Origin of the sequence: Streptomyces sp. NPDC048639 (genome assembly GCF_043199075.1) — a bacterium.
Classification (GTDB): Bacteria; Actinomycetota; Actinomycetes; order Streptomycetales; family Streptomycetaceae; genus Streptomyces.
Genome location: NZ_JBICVP010000009.1, coordinates 239,375 through 259,806, shown reverse-complemented (window position 1 = coordinate 259,806; position 20,432 = coordinate 239,375). Strand labels below are relative to the sequence as shown.

Annotated in this window: 16 protein-coding genes; 8 read left to right on the top strand and 8 right to left on the bottom strand. The window is 72.3% G+C overall.

The features are described 5' to 3' along the window. Position 1 precedes the first annotated feature (1 nt). Together ACGFNH_RS25170 and ACGFNH_RS25165 are read left to right on the top strand one after the other, a co-directional pair. Complete coding sequence (locus tag ACGFNH_RS25170) at positions 2-646, top strand: NAD(P)-dependent oxidoreductase (RefSeq protein ID WP_244416035.1); 645 nt, start codon at positions 2-4, stop codon at positions 644-646. Positions 647-649: 3 nt separating this feature from the next. After that, positions 650-1,915 (top strand): multidrug effflux MFS transporter, encoded by a 1,266-nt coding sequence (locus ACGFNH_RS25165; RefSeq protein WP_393657293.1) that lies wholly within the window; start codon positions 650-652, stop codon positions 1,913-1,915. A 945-nt stretch (positions 1,916-2,860) separates the two neighbouring features. Here ACGFNH_RS25165 and ACGFNH_RS25160 read toward each other — a convergent pair. Continuing rightward, the gene (locus tag ACGFNH_RS25160) at positions 2,861-3,382 is read right to left on the bottom strand and encodes a DUF5994 family protein (RefSeq protein ID WP_393657291.1); all 522 of its coding nucleotides are present in this window, start codon (positions 3,380-3,382) and stop codon (positions 2,861-2,863) included. Between the two features lie 261 nt (positions 3,383-3,643). Here ACGFNH_RS25160 and ACGFNH_RS25155 point away from each other — a divergent pair, with 261 nt between their 5' ends. The 4 genes from ACGFNH_RS25155 to ACGFNH_RS25140 all read left to right on the top strand — a co-directional run bounded on the left by ACGFNH_RS25155 (position 3,644) and on the right by ACGFNH_RS25140 (position 5,880). Further along, the gene (locus tag ACGFNH_RS25155; RefSeq protein WP_393657289.1) at positions 3,644-4,210 is read left to right on the top strand and encodes a DUF5994 family protein; all 567 of its coding nucleotides are present in this window, start codon (positions 3,644-3,646) and stop codon (positions 4,208-4,210) included. Positions 4,211-4,214: 4 nt separating this feature from the next. Further along, a complete protein-coding gene (locus ACGFNH_RS25150) occupies positions 4,215-4,505 on the top strand; it encodes a hypothetical protein (protein ID WP_393657288.1) in 291 nt (96 codons plus the stop codon). A 51-nt stretch (positions 4,506-4,556) separates the two neighbouring features. Further along, positions 4,557-4,817: a hypothetical protein gene (locus tag ACGFNH_RS25145; protein WP_393657579.1), complete on the top strand. Its 261-nt coding sequence runs from the start codon at positions 4,557-4,559 to the stop codon at positions 4,815-4,817. A gap of 631 nt (positions 4,818-5,448) precedes the next feature. Further along, positions 5,449-5,880 (top strand): VOC family protein, encoded by a 432-nt coding sequence (locus ACGFNH_RS25140; RefSeq protein WP_393657286.1) that lies wholly within the window; start codon positions 5,449-5,451, stop codon positions 5,878-5,880. A gap of 409 nt (positions 5,881-6,289) precedes the next feature. Here the strand turns inward: ACGFNH_RS25140 and dacB are convergent, their stop codons facing one another. The 3 genes from dacB to ACGFNH_RS25125 form a co-directional block, all read right to left on the bottom strand. After that, positions 6,290-7,675 (bottom strand): D-alanyl-D-alanine carboxypeptidase/D-alanyl-D-alanine-endopeptidase, encoded by a 1,386-nt coding sequence (gene dacB, locus ACGFNH_RS25135; protein WP_393657284.1) that lies wholly within the window; start codon positions 7,673-7,675, stop codon positions 6,290-6,292. 256 nt (positions 7,676-7,931) lie between these two features. Next, positions 7,932-10,421, bottom strand: coding sequence for a SpoIIE family protein phosphatase (locus ACGFNH_RS25130; RefSeq protein WP_393657283.1), 2,490 nt, complete (start codon positions 10,419-10,421; stop codon positions 7,932-7,934). A 162-nt stretch (positions 10,422-10,583) separates the two neighbouring features. Further along, the gene (locus ACGFNH_RS25125) at positions 10,584-13,088 is read right to left on the bottom strand and encodes a SpoIIE family protein phosphatase (RefSeq protein ID WP_393657281.1); all 2,505 of its coding nucleotides are present in this window, start codon (positions 13,086-13,088) and stop codon (positions 10,584-10,586) included. Between the two features lie 269 nt (positions 13,089-13,357). Here ACGFNH_RS25125 and ACGFNH_RS25120 point away from each other — a divergent pair, with 269 nt between their 5' ends. Then, positions 13,358-14,545 carry an amidase gene (locus ACGFNH_RS25120; protein ID WP_393657280.1) on the top strand — a complete coding sequence of 396 codons (1,188 nt, stop codon included), beginning with the start codon at positions 13,358-13,360 and terminating at the stop codon, positions 14,543-14,545. Between the two features lie 114 nt (positions 14,546-14,659). On the opposite strand, the gene ACGFNH_RS25115 is transcribed toward ACGFNH_RS25120, so the two are convergent. The 3 genes from ACGFNH_RS25115 to ACGFNH_RS25105 all read right to left on the bottom strand — a co-directional run bounded on the left by ACGFNH_RS25115 (position 14,660) and on the right by ACGFNH_RS25105 (position 17,168). Then, positions 14,660-15,565: a class I SAM-dependent methyltransferase gene (locus ACGFNH_RS25115; RefSeq protein ID WP_393657278.1), complete on the bottom strand. Its 906-nt coding sequence runs from the start codon at positions 15,563-15,565 to the stop codon at positions 14,660-14,662. Between the two features lie 258 nt (positions 15,566-15,823). After that, on the bottom strand, positions 15,824-16,054 hold the full coding sequence (locus ACGFNH_RS25110; protein WP_393657276.1) for a hypothetical protein: 231 nt from the start codon (positions 16,052-16,054) through the stop codon (positions 15,824-15,826). Positions 16,055-16,268: 214 nt separating this feature from the next. After that, the gene (locus tag ACGFNH_RS25105) at positions 16,269-17,168 is read right to left on the bottom strand and encodes a class I SAM-dependent methyltransferase (RefSeq protein WP_393657274.1); all 900 of its coding nucleotides are present in this window, start codon (positions 17,166-17,168) and stop codon (positions 16,269-16,271) included. 131 nt (positions 17,169-17,299) lie between these two features. Between ACGFNH_RS25105 and ACGFNH_RS25100 the strand changes: the two genes are divergently transcribed. After that, positions 17,300-19,141 carry a prolyl oligopeptidase family serine peptidase gene (locus tag ACGFNH_RS25100; protein WP_393657272.1) on the top strand — a complete coding sequence of 614 codons (1,842 nt, stop codon included), beginning with the start codon at positions 17,300-17,302 and terminating at the stop codon, positions 19,139-19,141. Between the two features lie 171 nt (positions 19,142-19,312). On the opposite strand, the gene ACGFNH_RS25095 is transcribed toward ACGFNH_RS25100, so the two are convergent. Then, the gene (locus tag ACGFNH_RS25095; RefSeq protein ID WP_393657270.1) at positions 19,313-20,344 is read right to left on the bottom strand and encodes an SURF1 family protein; all 1,032 of its coding nucleotides are present in this window, start codon (positions 20,342-20,344) and stop codon (positions 19,313-19,315) included. Between the last annotated feature and the right edge of the window lie 88 nt (positions 20,345-20,432).

Sequence of the window (20,432 nt, the reverse complement as noted above, 5' to 3'; positions counted from 1 at the left end):
CATGAAGATCGTCCTGTTCGGTGCCAGCGGCAACATCGGCCGGCCCACCACCGAGGAACTACTGCGTCGCGGCCACACCGTCACCGCGGTCACCCGAGCCGGCCACATCGACGGACTCAAGCACAAGGCCCTGACCGTGACCACCGGTGACGTCACCGACCCCGCGGCGGTCGCCGGCCTCGCCGCCTCCCACGACGCCGTACTGTCGGCCGTCGGCCCCCGGATCGGCCAGGAAAGCGACCGCGCCACGATCGTCGGTGCCGCCCGTGCGCTGATCGACGGACTCCGCCGAGCCGGCGTCACCCGCCTGGTCACCATCGGCGGTGCCGGTAGCCTACGCACGCCGACCGGCGCCCGGGTCATGGACGACCCGGACTTCCCCGCGCTGTGGAAGGCCAACGCCGAGGCCCAGTCCGAAGCGCTCGACCTCTACCGCGGCGTGCACGACCTCGACTGGACGTACGTGTCGCCCGCCGCAGTCATCGGAGCGGGCGAGCGGACCGGGGCCTACCGCAGCGCCGGGGACACCCTGCTCACCGACGACGACGGCAACAGCCGCATCTCGTACGCCGACTACGCGATCGCCTTGGCCGACACGATCGAGAGCGGCACCGCGATCCGCCGCCGCATCACCGTGGCGTACTGAGCCATGAGCAACGACGCCGCCGGCCGGCAAACCCGATTCATCGTCCTGCTCGCAGCGCTCGTGGCCCTGGGACCACTGTCCATCGACGGCTACCTGCCCGGACTGCCGGACCTCGCCGGCGACCTGCGCGCCAGCGCCGCGGCCACCCAGCTCACCATCACCGCCTGCCTGGCCGGGCTGGCCATCGGGCAGCTGATCGCCGGGCCGCTGAGCGACACCTACGGCCGGCGGCGTCCGTTGCTGGCGGGCCTCGCCCTCTACACGATCGCCAGCGCGCTCTGCGCGGTGGCGCCCGACGTCCGGACCTTCGTCGGCCTACGCCTGGTCCAGGGCATCGGCGGGGCGTTCGGCATCGTCATCGCCAACGCCATGGTCCGCGACCGCACCTCCGGAACCCGCACCGCACGTCTCTTCTCCGCACTGACCTTGATCACCGGCCTGGCGCCGGTGTTCGCGCCGGTCCTCGGCGGCCAGCTACTGCGCGTCACGGCCTGGCCGGGGATCTTCGTGGGCCTGGCCGTACTCGGCGCCATGATGCTGGCGGCCTCCGCCGCAGGACTGCCGGAGACCCGGTCCTCCGCGTCACGCCAGCCGCTGCTGGCTGTCGTCGGGCAGCTGCTCAGCGACCGGGTCTTCACCGGGTACGTCCTGGCCAACGGCCTGGTCTTCGCGGCGATGTTCGCCTACATCTCCGGCTCGCCGTTCGTCCTGCAGGAAATCCACGGCCTGTCACCGCAGCAGTACAGCGCCGTGTTCGCCGTCAACGCCGCCGGACTCATTGCGGCCGCCCAGATCAGCGGCCGGCTGGTGGCCCGGGCCGGCGCCCGCGTGCTGCTGCTCGCCGGTCTGCTGGGCGCGACAGCCGGTGGCACCACGGTCCTGGGCGCGGTGCTGACACGGGCACCCCTGCCCACGCTCCTGATCGGCCTGTTCGTCCTGGTCTCCAGCGTGGGCCTCGTCATGCCGAACGCCGCGGCCCAGGCCCTGGCCGACCACGGCGGACACGCCGGGTCGGCCGCCGCGCTGCTCGGCTTCAGCCAGTTCATGATCGGCGGGGCACTTGCTCCGCTGGCCGGCGCGGGTGGCGCCACCGACGCCTTGCCGATGGGAATCATCGTCGCCGTGCTGCCGGCGCTCGCTCTGCTCACACTCGGCGTCCTCACCCGGTCGATGCCCGGTGAGCGCACTCGCAGGCCGGCTCGCCAAGGACCTGCGGGGCACCGGCGACCGCGCCGGCACATCGATCGCAGACGAGCCGGCATCCAGTGAGCCTGACCGCGCAGGGCCGACGACACTGGACCGGCAACCGCCCGGTTCCCTACGCGGATCAACCAGGGACGGACCGTGGCGCCTCCCGAAGGGGTGACCGTGCGCTGTCCGGTGTTGCGATCCAAGCCACGACGTAGGCGCCCGCATCGCTCCCCGGACGCTCGCACGGGGGCCAAACAGGGGGACAAACGCAACAGTCCGCGCCGAACCATCGTGGACAACCATGGACTGGACACAGGCCGTTGAGGCAGGGCAGTCGCTTGTGCCACAAGGTCAGCTATCCCCGAAATCGCGTTCGGGACGAAGAGGTCGTGGGTTCAAATCCCGCCACCCCGACTGTGAAGTAACAGGTCAGGCCCGGTCCTTTGAACAAGAGGACCGGGCCTGAGTTGTTCTCCCGTTCTGCTGGGAGAGGGTCTGGGAGAAGATCTTGAAACTTCGTCTCCCAGGCGGCGTCCACCGAGGCCCTGTTCGGCTCCCGCAAGAGAGCGGTGAGGACGTCCCCGGGTGACGTGGAGCACATGGCCCCGGTCTGCTGTCGCGCCCCTCCCCCCTCCTCCGTCAGGGCAGGGCATCGGCTCCTCACGCATCGACCGGGTGAGATGGGCGTACCGAGCCTGAACAGCGGTCCGTTCAGCCGGCGTGGGGGTTGATGGTGCGAGGGATGCCGCCTTCGGGAAGACAACGCTCGTGCAGGCCCGAGTGCGCGTTGATACGCGTGCCCTTCAGGCGGAAGGGTGCCGGTCCGCAGCAACTCGGCCTTCGGTCCGACGACTTCGCCCCATCGCATGCCCGTCCGTCCCGATGAGCAAGATTCCGCGCGCGAACGTGGCCGCCCTTTTGGAGCGCGGTCTCGCCCCTCGACGAACCACCCACGGCCCGGTGGAGTTCTCCGAGCGGAGTCGACGCGCGTACGCATCGGGCGTATCGGCCTCGAAGCGTCGGTCACGTCCCGGGAGAGTGCCCGGCCACCGGCGGTGGCCCCGTCGGGGGGTGTTCCGTGTCGGTTCCGGTCTCGATGAGGATCTGCTCGGCCTGGGAGACGTTGCTGGCCCGTACGGCTCTGGCCATGGCGGCGCGTGCCGCGTCGGGCTCCGTGTCCGGGGGGACCACCAGCAGGGAGAAGTAGTCGCCGTCGCCCCGGGTGATGAGGACCGTGTCGTCGCCGATCGGGAAGGAGTCGATGTGCACGACCCTGTTGTCGACCATCAGCCGTGTGGGCAGTTCCTCCCAGGCGGCGGCGTCCAGTCCGACGCGGGTGACAGGTCCGAGATGTTCGGTCAACGCGCTGATCAGCGAGGGAAGCTCGGCGCCGATGTCCCGCGAACGGGGCCACCATGCGCCGTCGAGGATTCCCTCCCGGACATGAGTGGTCTCCAGCCTCAGAAGAGCCGTTCCGGGCCTCACGGACCGGTGGATCTCGTCGGGCAGAAGCCTGGGGGTTGCGGGGGTGTCGGAGTCGTCCATGGTGTCCGCCCGTCTGCGGGGACAGTGCGTCCGCCATGCTCAAGCCTACTCTGCGGAAGGCACCGCGGAGGGGCTCGAGCGTGCCGCGCCGGCAGCTCTTGACCCGAAAATGCCTGGTCACGCATACGTCCCCGCGCACCTGGGGCGGAGTACGCTGAAGGCACCGGGAGTACTTCGCGCACCGGCTCCCATGCCGGTGTCGTTCTCGGCGAGCGCCGACACCGGGACGTCGATAGAGAAGCCCCGAGACAGGTTCGCGTCATGACCGCGACCATCGACCGAACGATCATCAATGAGCGTGGGCCCTTGCCACCGACTCGTCTGTCCCTGGCCCCGGAGGGGACGGCCCCGGGTCTGCTGGACGGAGCCTGGTGGCCTCGCTCACGCGACCTCTTCCGTGAACTTCCGGCTCTGCTGGACGTGTTGGACTCGCGCTGGGGCCGGATCACACGTGTCACGGTGAACCCGGCCCACTGGCCCGTGATCCCGCGCAAGGTGCCCGTGGCGGGCCATACAATGCACGTGGGTTGGTTCATCGAAGAGCAGGACCCGCACCAGCTGCTTCTGCTCTCCTGGACCGGAGGCCGTTGGGACCTGCTGATCATCCCGCCGGAGACCGGTGCGGCTGCCGCCGCCCGGCTGATGTCGGCCGCAGCCGTCCCGGGCGCCCTCACCGCGAGCGCTCTGATGGCGAGCGAGGACACCACCCGTGACGCGAGCGAGACCGTGAGCCGGGAAGAGCAGTGGGAGGCCGAGGGCGGGGCCGCCTTCGTGGGAGCAGGCAACCCGGATCCGACCGGACCCTCCGGCTCCGCCCCGAGGATGTGAGGACGTGGACAACGTCATCATCGTGTGCGCGACCATCGCCATGATCATCGTCGGTGTGCTGCTGATCCGTCGGCTCAACGGCCTGCACGACGAACGGATCGCAGCGTTCCACTACAGCAGCGCCCTGCCGGGGATCGGCCGGAAGGGCCGCAAGGGCCGCAAGGGCCGGAAGGGTCGACGGCCGGCACGGCCCGCCGTATCAGCCGACGTCAACGCGCACCGCGAGCGCCCGACGAGCGACGCGACGAGGGCCGCCGACGACACAGACCCTCTGGCAGCCGGGGGCGGTGGGTAAGGTGCGACGGCGCCCGCCCACCGGCAGGTCGTCCCGATGAACGAGGTGACCATGAACGAACCGGAACCAGTCTCGGACGGGCGGGCCGAGGTGCGTATCGTCGCCGCGTCCCCGGACGCCGCCCGTCAGGTCGCGGAGATTCTCCGGCACTGTTTCGCCGCCACCGAACAGCGCAGCTACCCGGCGGGCAGCGACGGCGGAACCCGGCTCCACCTCACCGTGGACACCACGCACGTGGCAGAGCCGGCGCGAGCCTGGCTGGACACCAGCCAGGCCTCCGGGCAGGACCGCACACAGACGGACGAGGTCTGAACGAGGCCCCGGGGGCGGGTGCTGTACGGACCCCCCGCCCCGGCCCCATGACGCCTCGGCGGACCGGGCAGAAACCGTCGAGGCGTCACGGGGGCCGCGAGTTCGGCACGGCGCCAAGGGTGCGGGTGCCGTGCCTTGATCAGCCCACGTAGCACGAGCGGATGCTCTTGGACGTGTCGACCGCCTCGCACCGGCCCTGCGTACGGGAGCCGGTGGCTGTCAGCGACATGTTGTCGGCGTTCGCCGCAGCGTTGTTCTGCCGCCCTCCGGGGCGACGTTCTGCCGGACCGCGACCGTCATGGCGGAAGGGCGTGGGGCTCGGCGGCGCCGATGGACTCCGCGGTGCCCAGGTCGGCGGAGCGGTCCAGGGTCAGAAACGGCCTGGGGGACCGTGAAGTCCGGGCCCGACTGCCGTACGCGGCGGGCGTCTTGGCGCGTGGAGAGGTGTGGAGGGGGGAAGCCCTGCCCGGCTGGTGTACGGCCCATGTATGGCCCTTGTATGGCCCGGGCCCGTGCACCCGGCGGCGCGACACCGGACACGGTTCTCCGCGATTGTCAGTGGCGGGTGACACAGTCGTCCTGCGTGCCGCGGAACCGTCCGAACCGGGTCATCACAGGAGAAGAGGCCACCATGGACTACACGATCGAGGTCCTGTCCGTCCCCGTCACGGACGTCGACCGGGCCAAGGAGTTCTACGCGGACAAGTGCGGCTTCCGCGTCGACCTCGACACCGAGGTGGCGCCGGGCATCCGCATCGTGCAGATCACCCCGCCGGGATCGCGGTGCTCGATCGCGCTGGAGCAGGGCATGCCGCCCTCCCCGACCCAGAGGGCCATGGAGCCGGGGACACTGCACGGCGTGCAGGTCTGTGTGACCGACATCGACGCCGCGTATGCCGAACTGTCCGGGCGGGGCGTCGACATCACTCCGGTGCAGCACGTGGGGCAATCGGGCTGGGAGGAGGGCAAGGGCGAGACCTGGAACTCGTTCGCCTTCTTCACGGACCCGGACGGCAACGGCTGGGTGCTTCAGCAGGCTCCGTCCCCGCTGTCCGAGCGGTAGGGGGCCGGGGAAGCACCCCGACCACGGCGGCATCGAGCCGACCGGCGGCCGGGGCGGGACCGCGTGCGCGACCCTGGACCGTTCCGCCGGCATCCGCACGGCGGACATCGGGGGCTGCGCCGAGGCTGCGGGCGGCACCGGCGCAGCCGAACTGTTCCAGCAGAACATCGCGCAGGAGGAGCGGCGGAACGACAACTGCGGCGGCCCCAGCAACCTCGTACTGGCGCTCTCCGTGACCCGGAGCACCACCCAGCTACGCCGTGGACTCCTCGCGCACCATCGGATCGGTCAACCGGTAGCCCACAGGCGGCGACCGGTCGCCCTCCTCACAGCCGGCCCCCGGGGCCAGGGTCATACCTGGGCCGCCGGGGGCCGGTTCGTGCACGGGACCGTACGTCCGCGAAGCCCGCTACGCCCAGCAGCCGTTCACCGTCGCCGCCAGTCCGTCCATCGCGTCCTTGATGGCGGTCGGGTCGGCCTTGGAGTCGTTCTCGATGAACGAGAAGACCCTCCACCGGCCGTCCTCGCCCTGTGTGAGGCCGCTGAGTGCGATGCTGCCCGTCAGCGTGCCCGTCTTGGCGCTGACCTTGCCGACGGCGCACTTGGAGTCGGCGTCGTCGAAGCGGCCCAGGTCGGTGCCGAGGGTGCTGCCCGCCTCTCCGGCGACCGGCAGGCCGTCGCGCACGGCGCCGAGCGTGCGCGCGTTGCCGGGGTCGGTCGTGAGGTCGAGGATGCGGGCGAGCGTGACCGCCGGGATGCGGTCGGCCCGGGAGAGGCCGCTGCCGTCGTACTGCTCATAGCCGTCGAGCGGCACGCCGTAGCGCTCGCTCAGGACGTCGCGTACGGCCTCGGTGCCGCCTTCGAAGGTGGCCGGGCGGCCCGTGGCGAGGGCGGTCATGCGGAACAGCGTCTCGGCGATGTTGCTGTCGCTCTTCTTCAGCATCCGGTGGACGGTGTCGGCCAGCGTGGGCGACTGGTGCTGCGCCACCGGGACGTCCGAGGCGGAGCTCTTGCCGTGTGCGACCTTGCCGTCCACCGTGACGCCCTGGTCCTTGAGTTGGGCGGCGAAGACCTGCCCGGCGTCGACGGAGGTGTCCATGACGGCGTGGCCGTCGACGACGAGGGACCGGACGGGGGCGACGTCCCCCGGGAAGTAGTCCTTGCTCCAGCCCTTGGCCAGGGTGGGCTCGGGGAAGAGGCTGTCGTCGACCCGGACCTTCACGCTGTCCACGCCGGCGTACTTCAGCCCCGCGGCGGCGGTCCTGGCCAGCTCGGTCACGTCGGCGCCGGTCAGCAGCCGGTCCCCGCCGCCCACGAGGGTGAGGGTCCCGTCGCCGTAGACGACCTTGGTGGTGAACCGGTGGTCGGGGCCCAGGACGCCCAGCGCCGCTGTGGCGGTGGCCAGTTTGGCGTTGGACGCGGGCATCAGCGCCGTCGACTCGTTGTGCCCCCACAGGGCCTTGTCGGACTCGGCGTCCATGACGAATCCGGTCAGATTCGTGCCCAGGCGCGGGTCGTTGATGCGGGACGCGAGGTTCTCGGCGATCTTCCCGTCAGGGGTACCGCTGTCCGTACCGGAAGGATCGGGTGCCGTGGCGACCGTGCCCTTGTCGGCTGCGACGGCGGACCCCGCCGCCCCGGCGCAGACGGCTCCGGCGACCGGAACGGTCACGGCGAGGGCGAGCGTACGGCGGGCCGCCGAACTCAGGCGTCCGGCCTCGGACTTGTCCTTGCGATGGCGCGGCGCGCGGCGGGCGGCCGACGGCGGCGCGGGGCTGGGCGATACGTGATCCATGCGCGGGTGTGCTCCACGAAGTGAGGGGTGTGGCGAACGGGGCTGCGGCCGCACAGGGTGTCGGCCACGACGGCACTACGCGCGAAGGCCCCGACCGGTTCACCGTCGGAAGCGCGCGGGGATCAGCCTGCCGTCTCCCAGTGCCGGGGAAACCCTCGAACTTCCCAGGGAGCGGCGCCGACTCGACCGGCTCACCGCCTCAACTCCGCCGCACTGACCCGGGCTTGCGGGAGCCGTCCTGTCCCGGGGGGCGGGCTCAGAAGGTCTCCCCCGTGCCGTCGCCGCTCTCCCCGTACCACGCGCCCGGGCCGACCATGGCGGTCTCCCCGCTGTCGGGGAGCGGCTGTTCGCACCAGATGGTCTTGCCGCCCTGGCTCGGGCGGGTGCCCCAGCGGTGGGTGAGCTGGGCGACGAGGAGCAGCCCTCGTCCGCCCTCGTCCAGCACGGGGGCCCGCCGCAGATGCGGGGCGGTGCTGCTGCCGTCGGAGACCTCGCAGATCAGGCTGGACTCCTTGATCAGACGGAGCTGGATGGGCGGGGACCCGTAGCGCAGGGCGTTGGTGACCAGTTCGCTGACCACCAGCTCCGTCACGAAGCTCTCCTCCTCCAGCCCCCACAGCGCCAGCCGGTCGAGTGCCCAGGTACGCGTATCGGCGAGGGCCGCCGGATCCATCGGCAGGTCCCTGACGGCGACCCGGTCCGCGTGCAGGGCATGGGTGCGGGCCACCAGCAGGGCTGCGTCGTCGGTGGCCCGGTCGGGGATCATCGCCTCGACCACGGTGTTGCACATGGCGTCGAGCGAGCCGGCGGGTTTGGTGAGCACGGTCCGCAGGTGGTCCAGCCCTTCGTCGAGGTCGCCACCGCGCGAGCCGAGCAGGCCGTCGGTGTAGAGCGCGAGCACGCTGTCCTCCGGGAGTTCGATCTCACGGGATTCGAAGGGCAGCCCGCCCAGTCCCAGTGGCGGTCCTGGAGTGACGGGGACGAACTCGACCTGGCCGTCCGGGGTGAGGACGGCGGGCGGCGGATGCCCGGCGCACGCGAACGAGCACTTCCGGGTGACGGGGTCGTAGATCGCGTACAGGCATGTCGCCCAGTGGCCGGAGATCTGCGCGTCGACCGATTCGGTGCCGGTCTCCGCGTCCTCTCCTGCCCCGAGGTGGGTGACCAGGTCGTCCAGGTGCGTGAGCAACTCGTCGGGCGGCAGGTCCACGTCGGCGAGGGTGCGTACGGCCGTGCGCAGCCGCCCCATGGTGGCGGAGGCGTGGAGCCCGTGTCCGGCCACGTCGCCGACGGTCAGGGCCACGCGGGCACCGGAGAGCGGGATGACGTCGAACCAGTCGCCGCCGACGCCGAATTGGGAGTCGGCGGGCAGATAGCGGAAGGCGATGTCCAGCGCGGGCTGCCGGGGGAGTTCCTGCGGGAGCAGGCTGCGTTGGAGCGCGAGGGCGGTGGTGTGTTCGCGGGTGTAGCGGCGGGCGTTGTCCACGCAGATGCCGGCGCGCCGGACCAGTTCCTCGGCGAGGACGACGTCGTCCTCGTTGAACGGCTCCCTGCTGCCCGAGCGGATGAACATCGTCACCCCCAGGGTGACGCCGCGCGCGCGGATGGGGGCCAGCATGAACGAGTGGAAGCCGTACCGGACGGCCCCCTCGGCACGCGGCCGGTCGTCCTCGAACCACTGCAGGACGCTGGGGTCCGTCACCCGCAGCACGACCGGACGCCGCGCGGTCAGGGCGCGGACGGGGGGCGCGCGGTACGGGTAGACGTCGACGTCACCGATGTCGACCACCGACTCCGGGGCGCCCTCGTTGACGGAGCGGTGGGCCATGCGGCGCAGTTCGGCGGCGCCGGTGGCCGGCCCGGGTTCGTCGCCGTGGAGGAGGGGTTCGAGGAGGTCGACGCTGGCGAAGTCGGCGACGCCGGGGACGGCGATGTCGGCGAGTTCCTGTGCCGTCCGGGCCACGTCGAGGGTGCTGCCGATGCGGAGGCTGGCCTCGTTCAGCACGGCGAGCCGTTCCCGGGCCAGATGCTGCGCGGTGACATCACCGACCGTGGCGCAGACGCCGAGAATGCGGCCCTCCGCGTCACGGAGCGCCGACGCATCTGCGGAGAAGACGTGGTCGCGGTCCGGGTCGGCGGCGGTGCGTCCGCGGATCCGGAAGCCGACGACCGCCTCGCCGGAGCCCATCACCTCGCGCATGCGGTTCTCCCATGCCTCGGTGTCCGGGCCGGAGAGGACGTCGTCCACGCGGCGCCCCATGCGTTCCTGCTGGGTCACGCCCATCACACGGCCCATCGCCTCGTTCTGGCGTACGCAGCGCAGCTCCGTGTCGTAGACGGTCAGGGCGACCGGTGAGTCGGTGAACAGCCAGTCCAGCAAGGCGTGTTCGTCCACCGGGGTGCCTCCTCCGGGGTCGCTAAGCATGAGGATCTGCTCGGTGGCCCCGCCGTTGCGCGCGAAGTCGTGTACGCGCACCGGGAGTTGGAGGCGGCGGCCGTCCTCGTGCCGTGCGGTGAGCTCACCGCGCCATCCGTCGCGGAGTGCGGAGAACGCGGGGGAGGCGCCGGATGCGAGGAGGTCGGACAGGGGCCTGCCCATGACCGCGTCGGGGGCGTAGCCGAGGAGACGGCGGGCGCCGGGGCTCCAGCCCGTCACGACCCCGCGGCGGTCGACCATGATCGCGGCGTGATACGGGTTGGGGTGGCTGGGGAGCCGGTCGCGCGGTGTGGCATCGTCGGCGTCCATTGCTGCCAGCCTCACTCGGCGGAATCGCCTGGAATTCTCCGCTCGGTCTCTGATCGTCGGGTGATCCTCGCATCTGGATGATTCCCGTTCCGGACTGATACAAATCCGCCCATATCGCCCCGGGCTTTGTGGGGGCACGCGACGCCCGGCCACCGGGCACTCTCACGGCGACACCAGCGCCGTCACCGCGCCGTACTCGGTGAGCAGCAGGGCGATGTCGTCGGCGCGGTACGAGGAGCGCCGGGCGCCGGTGAGCAGCCGGTCGGCCAGCTCGTCGAGCGAATCCGCGCGGGCATGGGCCAGGGAGGCCCGGAGCCGGTCCACGCCCAGATCGATGTCCGCGCCGCGCTCCTCGACGAGACCATCGGTATAGAGCGCGAGGACCGAGCCGGGCGGAAGGCTGATCAGGGTCTCCGGATAGCCGCTCGCCCGGTCGACGCCGAGGAGCGGGCCGACCTCCAGGTCCAGGACTTCGGCAGTGCCGTCGGGACGGCGGAGCAGCGGTGGCGGATGGCCCGCGCGGACCGCGTACGCGCGATGCCTGCCGGGTTCGAGGCGGATGTAGCAGCAACTGGCGAGGAGGCCCGGGTCGAGGTCGATGAGGGTCCGGTTGGCACCGGCCACCACATCGCCCGGCGTGTGACCGACCGCCGTGAACGCCCGTACGGCGCTGCGGAGCTGGGCCATGGTGGCCGCGGCGCTCACACTGTGCCCCTCGACGTCCCCGACGACCAGGGACACACCGTCGTCGGCGGGGATCACGTCGTACCAGTCACCGCCGATCTCCATACCGCTCGTGCCGGGCAGGTAGCGGGCGGTGCTGCTGAGGCCGGGCAGCACGGGCAGGCTGTGCGGCAGCAGCGCCTGCTGCAGGCCGCGGGCGAGGGCGAACTCCGCGTCGTAGAGCCGTGCGCGCTCCAGCGCCTGGGCGATCAGACCGGCGAGCGCGGTGAGCACGCTCCGGTCGGTCGTCCCGAACCGGTGGGACTCGTCGAAGCCGAGCACGCACGTCCCGACGGGCCGGCTGGAGGCGATGAGCGGCAGATACGCCCAGGAGCCCGCCTCACCGGCGGGGACGCCCGGATAGATCTGCGCGAGGTCCTGCTCCGACTCGATGAAGAGCGGGACCCCGGAGGTCAGGGCCTCGGTCCCGGGCAGGTGCGCCTGGAGGCGCTCGCCCTCCAGCCATTCGAGGAAACCCTTGTGGCGGCCCGTCCTGAAGAGCAGATGCATCTTGCCCTCCCGGACCACGAAGACAGCCAGCTCCTGGCCGCCGAAGGCCGGGAGGAGCTGCTCGGCGACGGCCGTGCAGACCTCGCGCACGGTGACCGCCTCGGTGAGCGCGCTGCCGAGCTGCAGCACGTGGTACATGACGCCCAGCCGCGCCGGTGCGGTGACGGCGGGCGCGGTCGCCGCCGCCGCCGTCTCCGCCGACGCGGCCGGTGCCGTCGCAGCAGCCGGAAGACGTCCTACGGGGACGGCGCGGCCCGTCACCCCGTTCGCGTCGGGGTGGAGGGAGAACGCGATCCACTGGTCGGGCGGACGGCGGGCCAGAAAGGAGGCCGGCTGCTGCGAGACCATCGCCGAACGGTGGCGGAACTCGAAGGCCGGATCGGACAGCCACGGCAGGACGTCCCAGAGACTCTGGCCGAGCAGGTCCTCGACCCCGATGCCGAGCAGATTGACCAGGCTGGGATTGGCGTAGGTGACCCGGCCGTCCGGAGTGAGCGAGAAGAGCCCGTCCCGCAGCCGCTCCACCGCCGCGACGGCAGCGGTCCCCACACGCGCGTCCACGACCGCCCCGACGACATGGACGCGCCCGTGCCCGTCGGGCGGACCGGACGTACGCCCCCACAGCTCGATGACCCGGTACGTCCCGCCACCCGGCCCGCCGCCCCCGCTGTCCCGGACGCGCAGGCGCTGTGCGACGACCCGCCCCTCGGACGCCGCCTTCCGCCCCGCAGAGCGGAAGGCGGCGAGGTCACCGGGGTGGAGGCAGGCGATGAGGGTGTCGATCCGTCCGTCGAAGGCGCCGGGGTCGAGGCCGAAGATCGAGCACAGCTCGTCGTCGGCGGCCAGGGTGCCCTCGGCGAGATCCCAGTCGAAGATGCCGACCCGCACGGCGGGCGCCGACAGCGCGGGCGCCTCGACGGGAGTCGTCGTCGCGTCGCACTCGAGGAGATCGCCGGTGCGGTCGCGCAGTTCGGCGAGGGAGGCCCCGAGCCGGGCGGCGATGGTGCGCACCTGGCGGCGCCGGGCCTTGGAGAGCCCCGGGCTGCCGTTGGGAGCCGACCACACGACAGCCATCGCGCCGAACGTCTCCTTGTCCGTGCCCACGGGCACCGAGCAGGAGCCGAACGCGTACGGCAGGGCCACCGCGAGCTGGGGATAGCGGCGCATCGTCTCATCGCCGTCGGACAGGTGGATCGTGCGCCCGGAGCTGTAGGCCGCGGCGACCGGGATGGGGCTGCCGACCGCGATGAGGCGCCAACCGCCGAGGTGGGACGGGGGCATCCCGCAGGTGGCGGCCAGCACGATCGAGCGGCGGTCCCGCGAGCGCAGGAAGATGCTGCCGGAGTACGCTCCGGACGCTTCGACGGCCCTCACTACGGCCGCGGTCAGCAGGTCCTCGCGCTCCCCGGCCCCGCTGACGATCGCCCCGCTCATACACCCAGTGTGCGCGGCCCGGCGCGACCGGCCCAAGAGCGGCCCAAGAGCGGCCGCCGGGCGCCGCGGCACGTGGGGCTAAGCCCTCACGGGAAGGACTCCCGGAGCGCGAAAGGACGACCGCCCGGCGCAGGGCCGGCGTACGGGCATCGCGCGCGTGGCGGCATCGCGCGCGTGGGAGCCTGCGCGCGTGGGAGCCTGCGTGCGTAGGGCTTCGCGCGCGTAAGGCCGGGCACACTGCGCGGGCAGGCGCCGAGAAGGGAGCCACGATGGGAACGGCCCCGGCCGGTGAGCCGGACATCGCGCTCTGGCGCGTACGGGGCGAGCCACTGGTGCCCGGATCCGGCAGCGGACCGCTGCGCGGCGTCCGCCTGGCGGTCAAGGACCTGTACGCCGTGGCGGGACACCGGACCGGCGCCGGCAACCCGGCCCGGCTGGCCGAGGCGGTCCCGCAGACCGAGCACGCCTGGGCCGTACGAGCCCTGCTGGACGCGGGCGCCGACATCACCGGCATCGCGCAGACCGACGAGTTCGCCTACAGCCTCAACGGCACCAACGCGCACTACGGCACTCCGCCCAACCCCGCCGCCCCGGGCCGGATCCCCGGCGGCTCCTCCAGCGGCCCCGCGAGCGCCGTCGCACTCGGACAGGCGGACGCCGGTCTGGGCAGCGACACGGCGGGCTCCATCCGCGTACCCGCCTCGTACTGCGGGCTCCACGGCATGCGGCCGACACACGGCGCCGTCCCGGTCACCGGCATGCTGCCACTGGCCCCGGACTTCGACACGGTCGCCTGGCTGGCGCGGGACGCCGCGCTGCTCGGCCTGCTGGGCGATGTGCTGCTGCCGCCGGCCCCGGACCATCCGCCGCTGCGCGTGGCGCGCGTGGTGACGGATCTGCTGGACCTGGCCGGCGGGGCGGTGCGGGCGGCGTTCCGCCCGGCGGCCTCGGCGCTGGCCGGCCGGACGGGACTACGGACCGAGGAGAGCCCCGCCCTGCCCGGGGACCACACGGAGTGGGCGGTGGCATTCACCACGGTTCAGCTCGCGCAGGCCTGGGAGTCCGACGGCGCATGGGTCAGCGCCCATCCCGGCGCCCTCGGCCCCGGCGTGACCACGCGCTTCGCGCGCGCTGCGGCGGTGACGGCGGAGGAACGGGCCGCGGCCCGAACGGTGCTGGACGGCGCCGCGCGCACGCTGCGGGACGCCGTACCACCGGACACCGTGCTGCTGATGCCCGCAACGAGCGACCCGGCCCCGCCGGCCGGCGCCGACAGCGAGGAGAGGACCGCCACCCGGCAGGCGACCGTACGGCTCACCTGCCTGGCCTCCCTCGCCGGACTGCCGTGCGTCACCCTGCCCCTGATGAGGGTGGGCGGGCTGCCGGTGGGGCTGTGCGCGATCGGCGCGCCCGGCAGCGACCGTGCCCTGCTGCGGCTCGCACTCTCCGCGGCATGAGGGCGGCAAAGCTCCGGGTGCACGGTACGTCGGTCGCGATGGCGGCGTACGGCGTAGCGCGCCGGAGCTCGTGGCGTACAGCTCCGGCCGTTTCGTAGCGCCGGGCTCGGTGCGTCAGCCGCGGCGGTGACGCCGGATGGCGCGGGTGACGACGGGCGGCAGGAGGTCCGCCGCCACACGACGGGCGGTGGAACGGCGGGCCAGAGGCCGGGCCGAGGCGGTGGAGGCCCCGGCCGTCGTGTCGCGCGCCGCGTCACCGGCGAACCGGGATGCGGGGGCGGCCGGAGGCTTGGGACGGCCCGAGAACCGTACGACCCGCCGACCGGCGATCTCCTGGATGCTGATGTTCATGTCGCCGCGGCCACGCGCCTCGGCGAGCAGATCGTCCTGGACCGGCTCGGGATCGTCCCAAGTGGCGTACAGCTTCTGGGTGCTGAGGCAGATGGGCCGCAGACCGCGGCTGAAGACGGCCTCCCAGGTCGCGGCGGCAACGCCAGGGGTGTGCTCCGAGCGGAAGTCGTCCATGACGACGAGGCCGCCGGGAAGCAGCGACTGCTGCGCGGTCCCTATGTCGCCGACCACATGCTCGTACAGGTGCGAGGCGTCGATGTGCACGAACCGGCAGCTGTCCGGGGCGATGCGGTCACCCAGCACGGAAGTGGTGGCCTGGACGATCTCGGGCAGCTCCTCGTGGAAGGCGAGGTAGTTCTGCTCGAAGGCCACACGGGTGAGGGAGGCGTAGGACTTGCGGGCTTCGGCCGCGTTGGACTCGTCCGGCGCGGGCGCGTCGAAGAGATCGCAGACCGTGAAGCGCTCACCGTCACCCTGGAAGGTGCCGGTGAAGATGGCGCTCTTGCCCAGGTACACGCCCATCTCCAGAAGATCGCCCCGCTCACCGCGGCGCTGCTGGCGGGAGAGGAGCGAGGCGAAGAGCACCTGGTCGAGGCTGGGGAACCACCCCTCGACGTCGTTGAAGTGGCGTGGGCGCTGCTGCTCTGCGCTGGGAAGGGTTGCCGTCATGATGCTGTCCTCGGTGGCGGGGCGGGCGTCGGACGGAGCGGCCACAGTAGGGGGCCGAAAGCGTCGCCCGGCCGTACCGGGGGTGTCGTTCGTGTGCCGCTTTCCCGCACGCAGGGTGTCCGCGATCAGAGGCCTGCCGGTCACCGGCCCCGACGATCACCGACCGGGGGGGACCGCGGGTGCCCGCCCCTCGGGCGCTCGCTCCTCAGGCGCTCACCTCTCGGGCGCTCACCTCTCGGGCGCTCACCTCTCGGGCGCTCACTCTTCGGGCAGGCTCTCCCACGCCTCGCCTTCGCCGAACAGCTCGTAGCCCTTGTCGGCGGCGATCTCCGCCGCGTGGGCCCGGCTGCGGACGTGCACCTCGTGCCTACGGCTCCTCACCGTGGGCTCCGGACCCTCCGCCTTCTCCGCCGCCACGATCTTGTACGTCTCGTAGACGACCTGGCGGGGCTCCTTCTTGCTCCAGACCACATGCATGCTGGTTCCCATCGGGATGATCACTCCCAACCGGACGAGTCCCCTGACATCAGGTTCTCATCTGGTGGGGTGATCGGCGCGGGCGAGGGCGCGAGTAGTCGCCCGCGCACGATCCGTGACCAGGGGCGGGCGTGCCCGGGCGCGGCCGGGGCGGCAGGCCGGGAAGGCTGGGACGCCCTCGAGCGGAAGGGCCCGCGCGCTGTCAGGGGGAAGGGCCCGGGCGCTGTCAGGGACGGGTCGCGAGCACGCTGTACATGAGGGGAATCCCGGGGCGGTCCTGCGGGAGGCGGAAAAGACCGTCGTCGCCGCGCCGCAGGGACGGAAACGCCTGGACGACCACCGTCACGTCGTGCTCGTGCAGGAACTCGATCCGCAGCCCGGCGTCCGCCAGCGCGGAGACGACCTCGCCCACCGGGTGCTGCCATCCGCTGCCGCCGTGGTGCGCACTCAGGGCGTCGAGGTCGGCGTACGGGTCCGGCGGCTCGTCGGCCCACGGGTCGCTGCGAGTGGAGTCGTGGACCAAGCGGGCGCCGTACTCGTCGTCGGGCCCGGCCGCGAGGGGGTGGAGCTCGGCGAGATAGAGGAAGCCGCCCGGGGCGACGAGGGAGGCGGCGATCTCGGCCCAGCGCGGGATGTCGGGCAGCCGGCCCAGAGCGCCCGGGCCGCTGTAGACGATGTCGTAGGAGGTGTCGGGGACGGCCTCGGCCGCGTCGTAGACGTCGGCGGCGACGAAGGCGGCGCGGTCGGCGGTGAACGCGGCGTCGGCGGCCAGGTCGCGGGCGGCGTCGACAGCCGGTTCTGAGAAGTCGAGACCCACGACGGGGCTCGCGCCGCGCCGGGCCCAGGAGAGGGTGTCCAGACCGGTGTGGCACTGGAGGTGGAGGAGGGACTTGCCGCTGACGTCCCCCACCTCGGCGGTCTCGAAGTCGCGGATCGTGTCCCGGCCCCGCAGGAAGCCGTCGAAGCGGAAGCCGTCGAGGTCGTCGAGGTCGACGTCGCGGGCGTGAGCGCGGGTGCCGAGGGCGTGGGCATCGTCCGCGACGTGTATCGAGTCCGATTCGTCCCCCATGACACGGCCGGCGCGGAGCCGGTTGCCGGGAGAGTCCGGGCCGTCGGATTTGTGCATGGGATCGGAGGTTATCCACAGGCTGAGGACATCGCCACCGTCTTGTCCGCGGGTCTGCGCAGAATGGGGTCATGACTGATGAGAGCACCGGGCCCGCGAGGTCCACGGGATCCTCGGGATCCTCGGGATCCATGCCGGACTGGGAGAAGCGCTTCAGGGCACCGCGGGTAGGCCTGCCGGACTGGGCGGAGGACGCGCCCGACCGGTCGCTGTTCGTATCGAACGCCACGGGGACGTACGAGCTGTACACCTGGGACCGCGCGACCGGCGAGCAGCGGCAGGCCACCGACCGCCCGAACGGCACGACGGACGGCACCCTTTCGCCCGACGGCGCCTGGCTGTGGTGGTTCAGCGACACCGACGGCGACGAGTTCGGTGTGTGGATGCGGCAGCCCTTCGGGGGCGGTGAGGACGAGCCCGCGACACCGGGGCTCGAGCCCTCCTATCCGGCAGGCCTGGCGCTCGGCCGGGACGGCACGGTGGTCGTCGGCCGGTCGACGGACGAGGACGGATCGACGATCCATGTCCTGCGAGCCGAGGGCCACGGCGAAACGGCAGAGCGGACACAGCCGGTGGAACCGGCCGAGCCCGTGGGGGCCATGGAGCCCATGAAGCCCGTGGAGATCTACCGGCACCGCGAGTCGGCGGGCGTCGGCGATCTGTCCCACGACTCCACGCTGATCGCGATCGAGCACACCGAGCACGGCGACGCGATGCACTCGGCGCTGCGCGTGGTCCGCCTCGACGGCTCGGTCCTGGCCGAGCTGGACGACACCCGGGGCGGGACCAGAGAACTGGGCCTGGCCTGCCTCGGTTTCCCACCCGTCGACGGAGACTCCCGCATGCTCGTGGGACACCAGCGCGGCGGGCGCTGGGAGCCGATGATCTGGGACCCGGCGACGGGTGGGGAGACCGCCCTGGCCATCGACCTGCCGGGCGACATCGGCGCGGAGTGGTATCCGGACGGGTCGGCGCTGCTCATCGAGCACAGCCACCAGGCGCGCAGCGAGCTGTTCCGCTACGACCTCGCCACCTCCGCGCTGATACGGCTGGAAACCCCGCCGGGCACGGTGTCGGAAGCAACGGCGCGTCCCGACGGGTCGGTGGAGTACCTCTGGTCCTCGGCCGAGCGGCCCCCTGGCGTCCGGTCGACGACGGGGCGGGCGGTCCTCGACCCGCCCGGGATGAAGGCCCCGGGGTCCGTGCCGGTCACGGACGCGTGGGTGGACGGCCCGGGCGGCACGGTGCACGCGCTGGTCCAGAAGCCGGAGGGTGAGGGCCCCTTCCCCACGGTCTTCGACATCCACGGCGGACCCACCTGGCACGACAGCGACGCCTTCGCTGCCGGACCCGCGGCCTGGGTCGACCACGGCTTCGCCGTCGTACGGGTCAACTACCGCGGCTCGACCGGCTACGGGCGGGAGTGGACGGACGCGCTCAAGCACCGCGTCGGGCTCATCGAGCTCGAGGACATCGACGCGGTGCGGGTGTGGGCCGTGGAGTCCGGCCTCGCGGACCCGAGCCGGCTGGTGCTCGCGGGCGGTTCGTGGGGCGGCTATCTGACGCTGCTCGGACTCGGCACGCAGCCGGACGTGTGGGCGGTGGGCCTGGCCGCCGTACCGGTTGCCGACTACGTCACCGCGTACCACGACGAGATGGAGGCGCTGAAGGCGATGGACCGTACCCTGCTGGGCGGCACACTGGAGGAGGTGCCGGAGCGGTTCACGGCGTCGTCGCCGCTGACGTATGTCGACCAGGTCCGGGCACCGGTGTACATCTCGGCGGGCATGAACGACCCGCGCTGCCCGATCCGCCAGGTCGAGAACTACGTGCGCCGACTGGAGGAGCGGGACGCACCGCACGAGGTGTACCGGTACGACGCGGGGCACGGCTCGCTCGTCGTGGAGGAGCGCATCAAGCAGCTCCGCATGGAGATCGACTTCGCGGAGCGGCATCTGCCGGCGGCGAACTGAGGCAGCAGCCACGCCCTTCCCGGCCGGCCCGAGGGACCGGCCGGGGAGGGCCGGCCAGGGCTGCGCCGGAGCGCGAGCTTTGCGGTGGAAGGGCTCTGTGGGGACGGGGGGTGGGGGGGTGGGGCCCCAGGTTGCGGCGAACGCGGTGCGGCAGGACCCCACCCCCGACCCTCAGGGCTGGGCGGCCGTGGACTCGGCCTGCTCCTGCGGGGGTTCAGGCCGCGCCCGCAGGGGTTCGGTCTCTTCCTGCGGGGGTTGGGTCCCATCCTGCGGGGGTTGGGTGCGCTCCCGCGGGGGTTGGGTGCGCTCCCGCGGGGGTTCGGGCCGCTCCGGGGGTTCGGGCCGTTCCTGCGACGGTTCCATCTGCTGCCGCGGTGACGGCGGATCCGTCCGCTCCTCCTGCGACGGTGACGCTTCGGTCTGCTCCGGCAGCAGGCCCAGGGCGAGGTCGCGCTGGGTCTCCACCTCGCGGCGGAAGAGGCGGAACCACATGAAGAGGAAGAAGCCCGCGAAGACGAACCACTCCCCGGTGTAGCCGAGGTTCTGGAAGGCCTTGAGGTCGAGGCCGCTGCCCTCGACCGCGGCCGCGGGCACCGCGCGCAGGCTGCCCTGGGTCTCACCGTCGGGAAGGGTGATCCAGGCGTTGTGCACGGGATACGGCACCAGGTTGACCAGCGATGCGGCGCTGATCATGCCGACCTGGCCCTCGCCCAGGCCGCCGCCCGCGTGGGCACCGTCGGTGCCCTGGTTCTCCGACGCCTGGAGCGCTCCGGTCACGGTGACCTCGCCGCGTGGCGGCGCGGGCACGCGGGTGCGGTCGGCCGTGGTGTCCGCGTCACCGGGCAGCCAGCCGCGGACGACGGGCAGAGCCTTGCCCGCGTCCGTACGAAGCAGGGTGAGGACGTAGAAGCCGGACTTTTCGTCCAGCCGCCGGTCCGGGACGAGCAGTTGGTCCTGCTCGTAGCGGCCGGACACGGTGGCGAGCCGGCCCGAGGTCTCCTTGGTGACCGGCAGCAGGCGTTCCAGCGGCGCGGGTGCCTGCGAGGCATGGACGTCCTCGTCCCGCTGCTGTTCCTGGTGCGATTCGACGCGTGCCTCGAAGCGACCGAGCTGCCAGCTCCCCATGAACAGACAGAAGGGCACGCCCAGCGCGACGACGAGGTTGATGCCCCACCAGCGGGGCGTCAGCAGGAATCGGTACACACCATCACGGTACGGGCCACGGGCCGGGCGGCCCGCGCCGGGGTGCGCTTGGGCCCCGGCGTGCCGACGGCAGAGTTCGGGCAATCGT

What these genes read in the sequence shown, in the direction of transcription:
- ACGFNH_RS25160 (WP_393657291.1), bottom strand. Translation starts at nt 3,382, where the DNA reads ATGGACGACTCCGACACCCCCGCAACCCCCAGGCTTCTGCCCGACGAG.
- ACGFNH_RS25120 (WP_393657280.1), top strand. Translation starts at nt 13,358, where the DNA reads ATGGGAACGGCCCCGGCCGGTGAGCCGGACATCGCGCTCTGGCGCGTA.
- ACGFNH_RS25140 (WP_393657286.1), top strand. Translation starts at nt 5,449, where the DNA reads ATGGACTACACGATCGAGGTCCTGTCCGTCCCCGTCACGGACGTCGAC.
- ACGFNH_RS25125 (WP_393657281.1), bottom strand. Translation starts at nt 13,088, where the DNA reads ATGAGCGGGGCGATCGTCAGCGGGGCCGGGGAGCGCGAGGACCTGCTG.
- ACGFNH_RS25115 (WP_393657278.1), bottom strand. Translation starts at nt 15,565, where the DNA reads ATGACGGCAACCCTTCCCAGCGCAGAGCAGCAGCGCCCACGCCACTTC.
- ACGFNH_RS25110 (WP_393657276.1), bottom strand. Translation starts at nt 16,054, where the DNA reads ATGGGAACCAGCATGCATGTGGTCTGGAGCAAGAAGGAGCCCCGCCAG.
- ACGFNH_RS25105 (WP_393657274.1), bottom strand. Translation starts at nt 17,168, where the DNA reads ATGCACAAATCCGACGGCCCGGACTCTCCCGGCAACCGGCTCCGCGCC.
- ACGFNH_RS25145 (WP_393657579.1), top strand. Translation starts at nt 4,557, where the DNA reads ATGAACGAACCGGAACCAGTCTCGGACGGGCGGGCCGAGGTGCGTATC.
- dacB (WP_393657284.1), bottom strand. Translation starts at nt 7,675, where the DNA reads ATGGATCACGTATCGCCCAGCCCCGCGCCGCCGTCGGCCGCCCGCCGC.
- ACGFNH_RS25165 (WP_393657293.1), top strand. Translation starts at nt 650, where the DNA reads ATGAGCAACGACGCCGCCGGCCGGCAAACCCGATTCATCGTCCTGCTC.
- ACGFNH_RS25170 (WP_244416035.1), top strand. Translation starts at nt 2, where the DNA reads ATGAAGATCGTCCTGTTCGGTGCCAGCGGCAACATCGGCCGGCCCACC.
- ACGFNH_RS25130 (WP_393657283.1), bottom strand. Translation starts at nt 10,421, where the DNA reads ATGGACGCCGACGATGCCACACCGCGCGACCGGCTCCCCAGCCACCCC.
- ACGFNH_RS25100 (WP_393657272.1), top strand. Translation starts at nt 17,300, where the DNA reads ATGCCGGACTGGGAGAAGCGCTTCAGGGCACCGCGGGTAGGCCTGCCG.
- ACGFNH_RS25155 (WP_393657289.1), top strand. Translation starts at nt 3,644, where the DNA reads ATGACCGCGACCATCGACCGAACGATCATCAATGAGCGTGGGCCCTTG.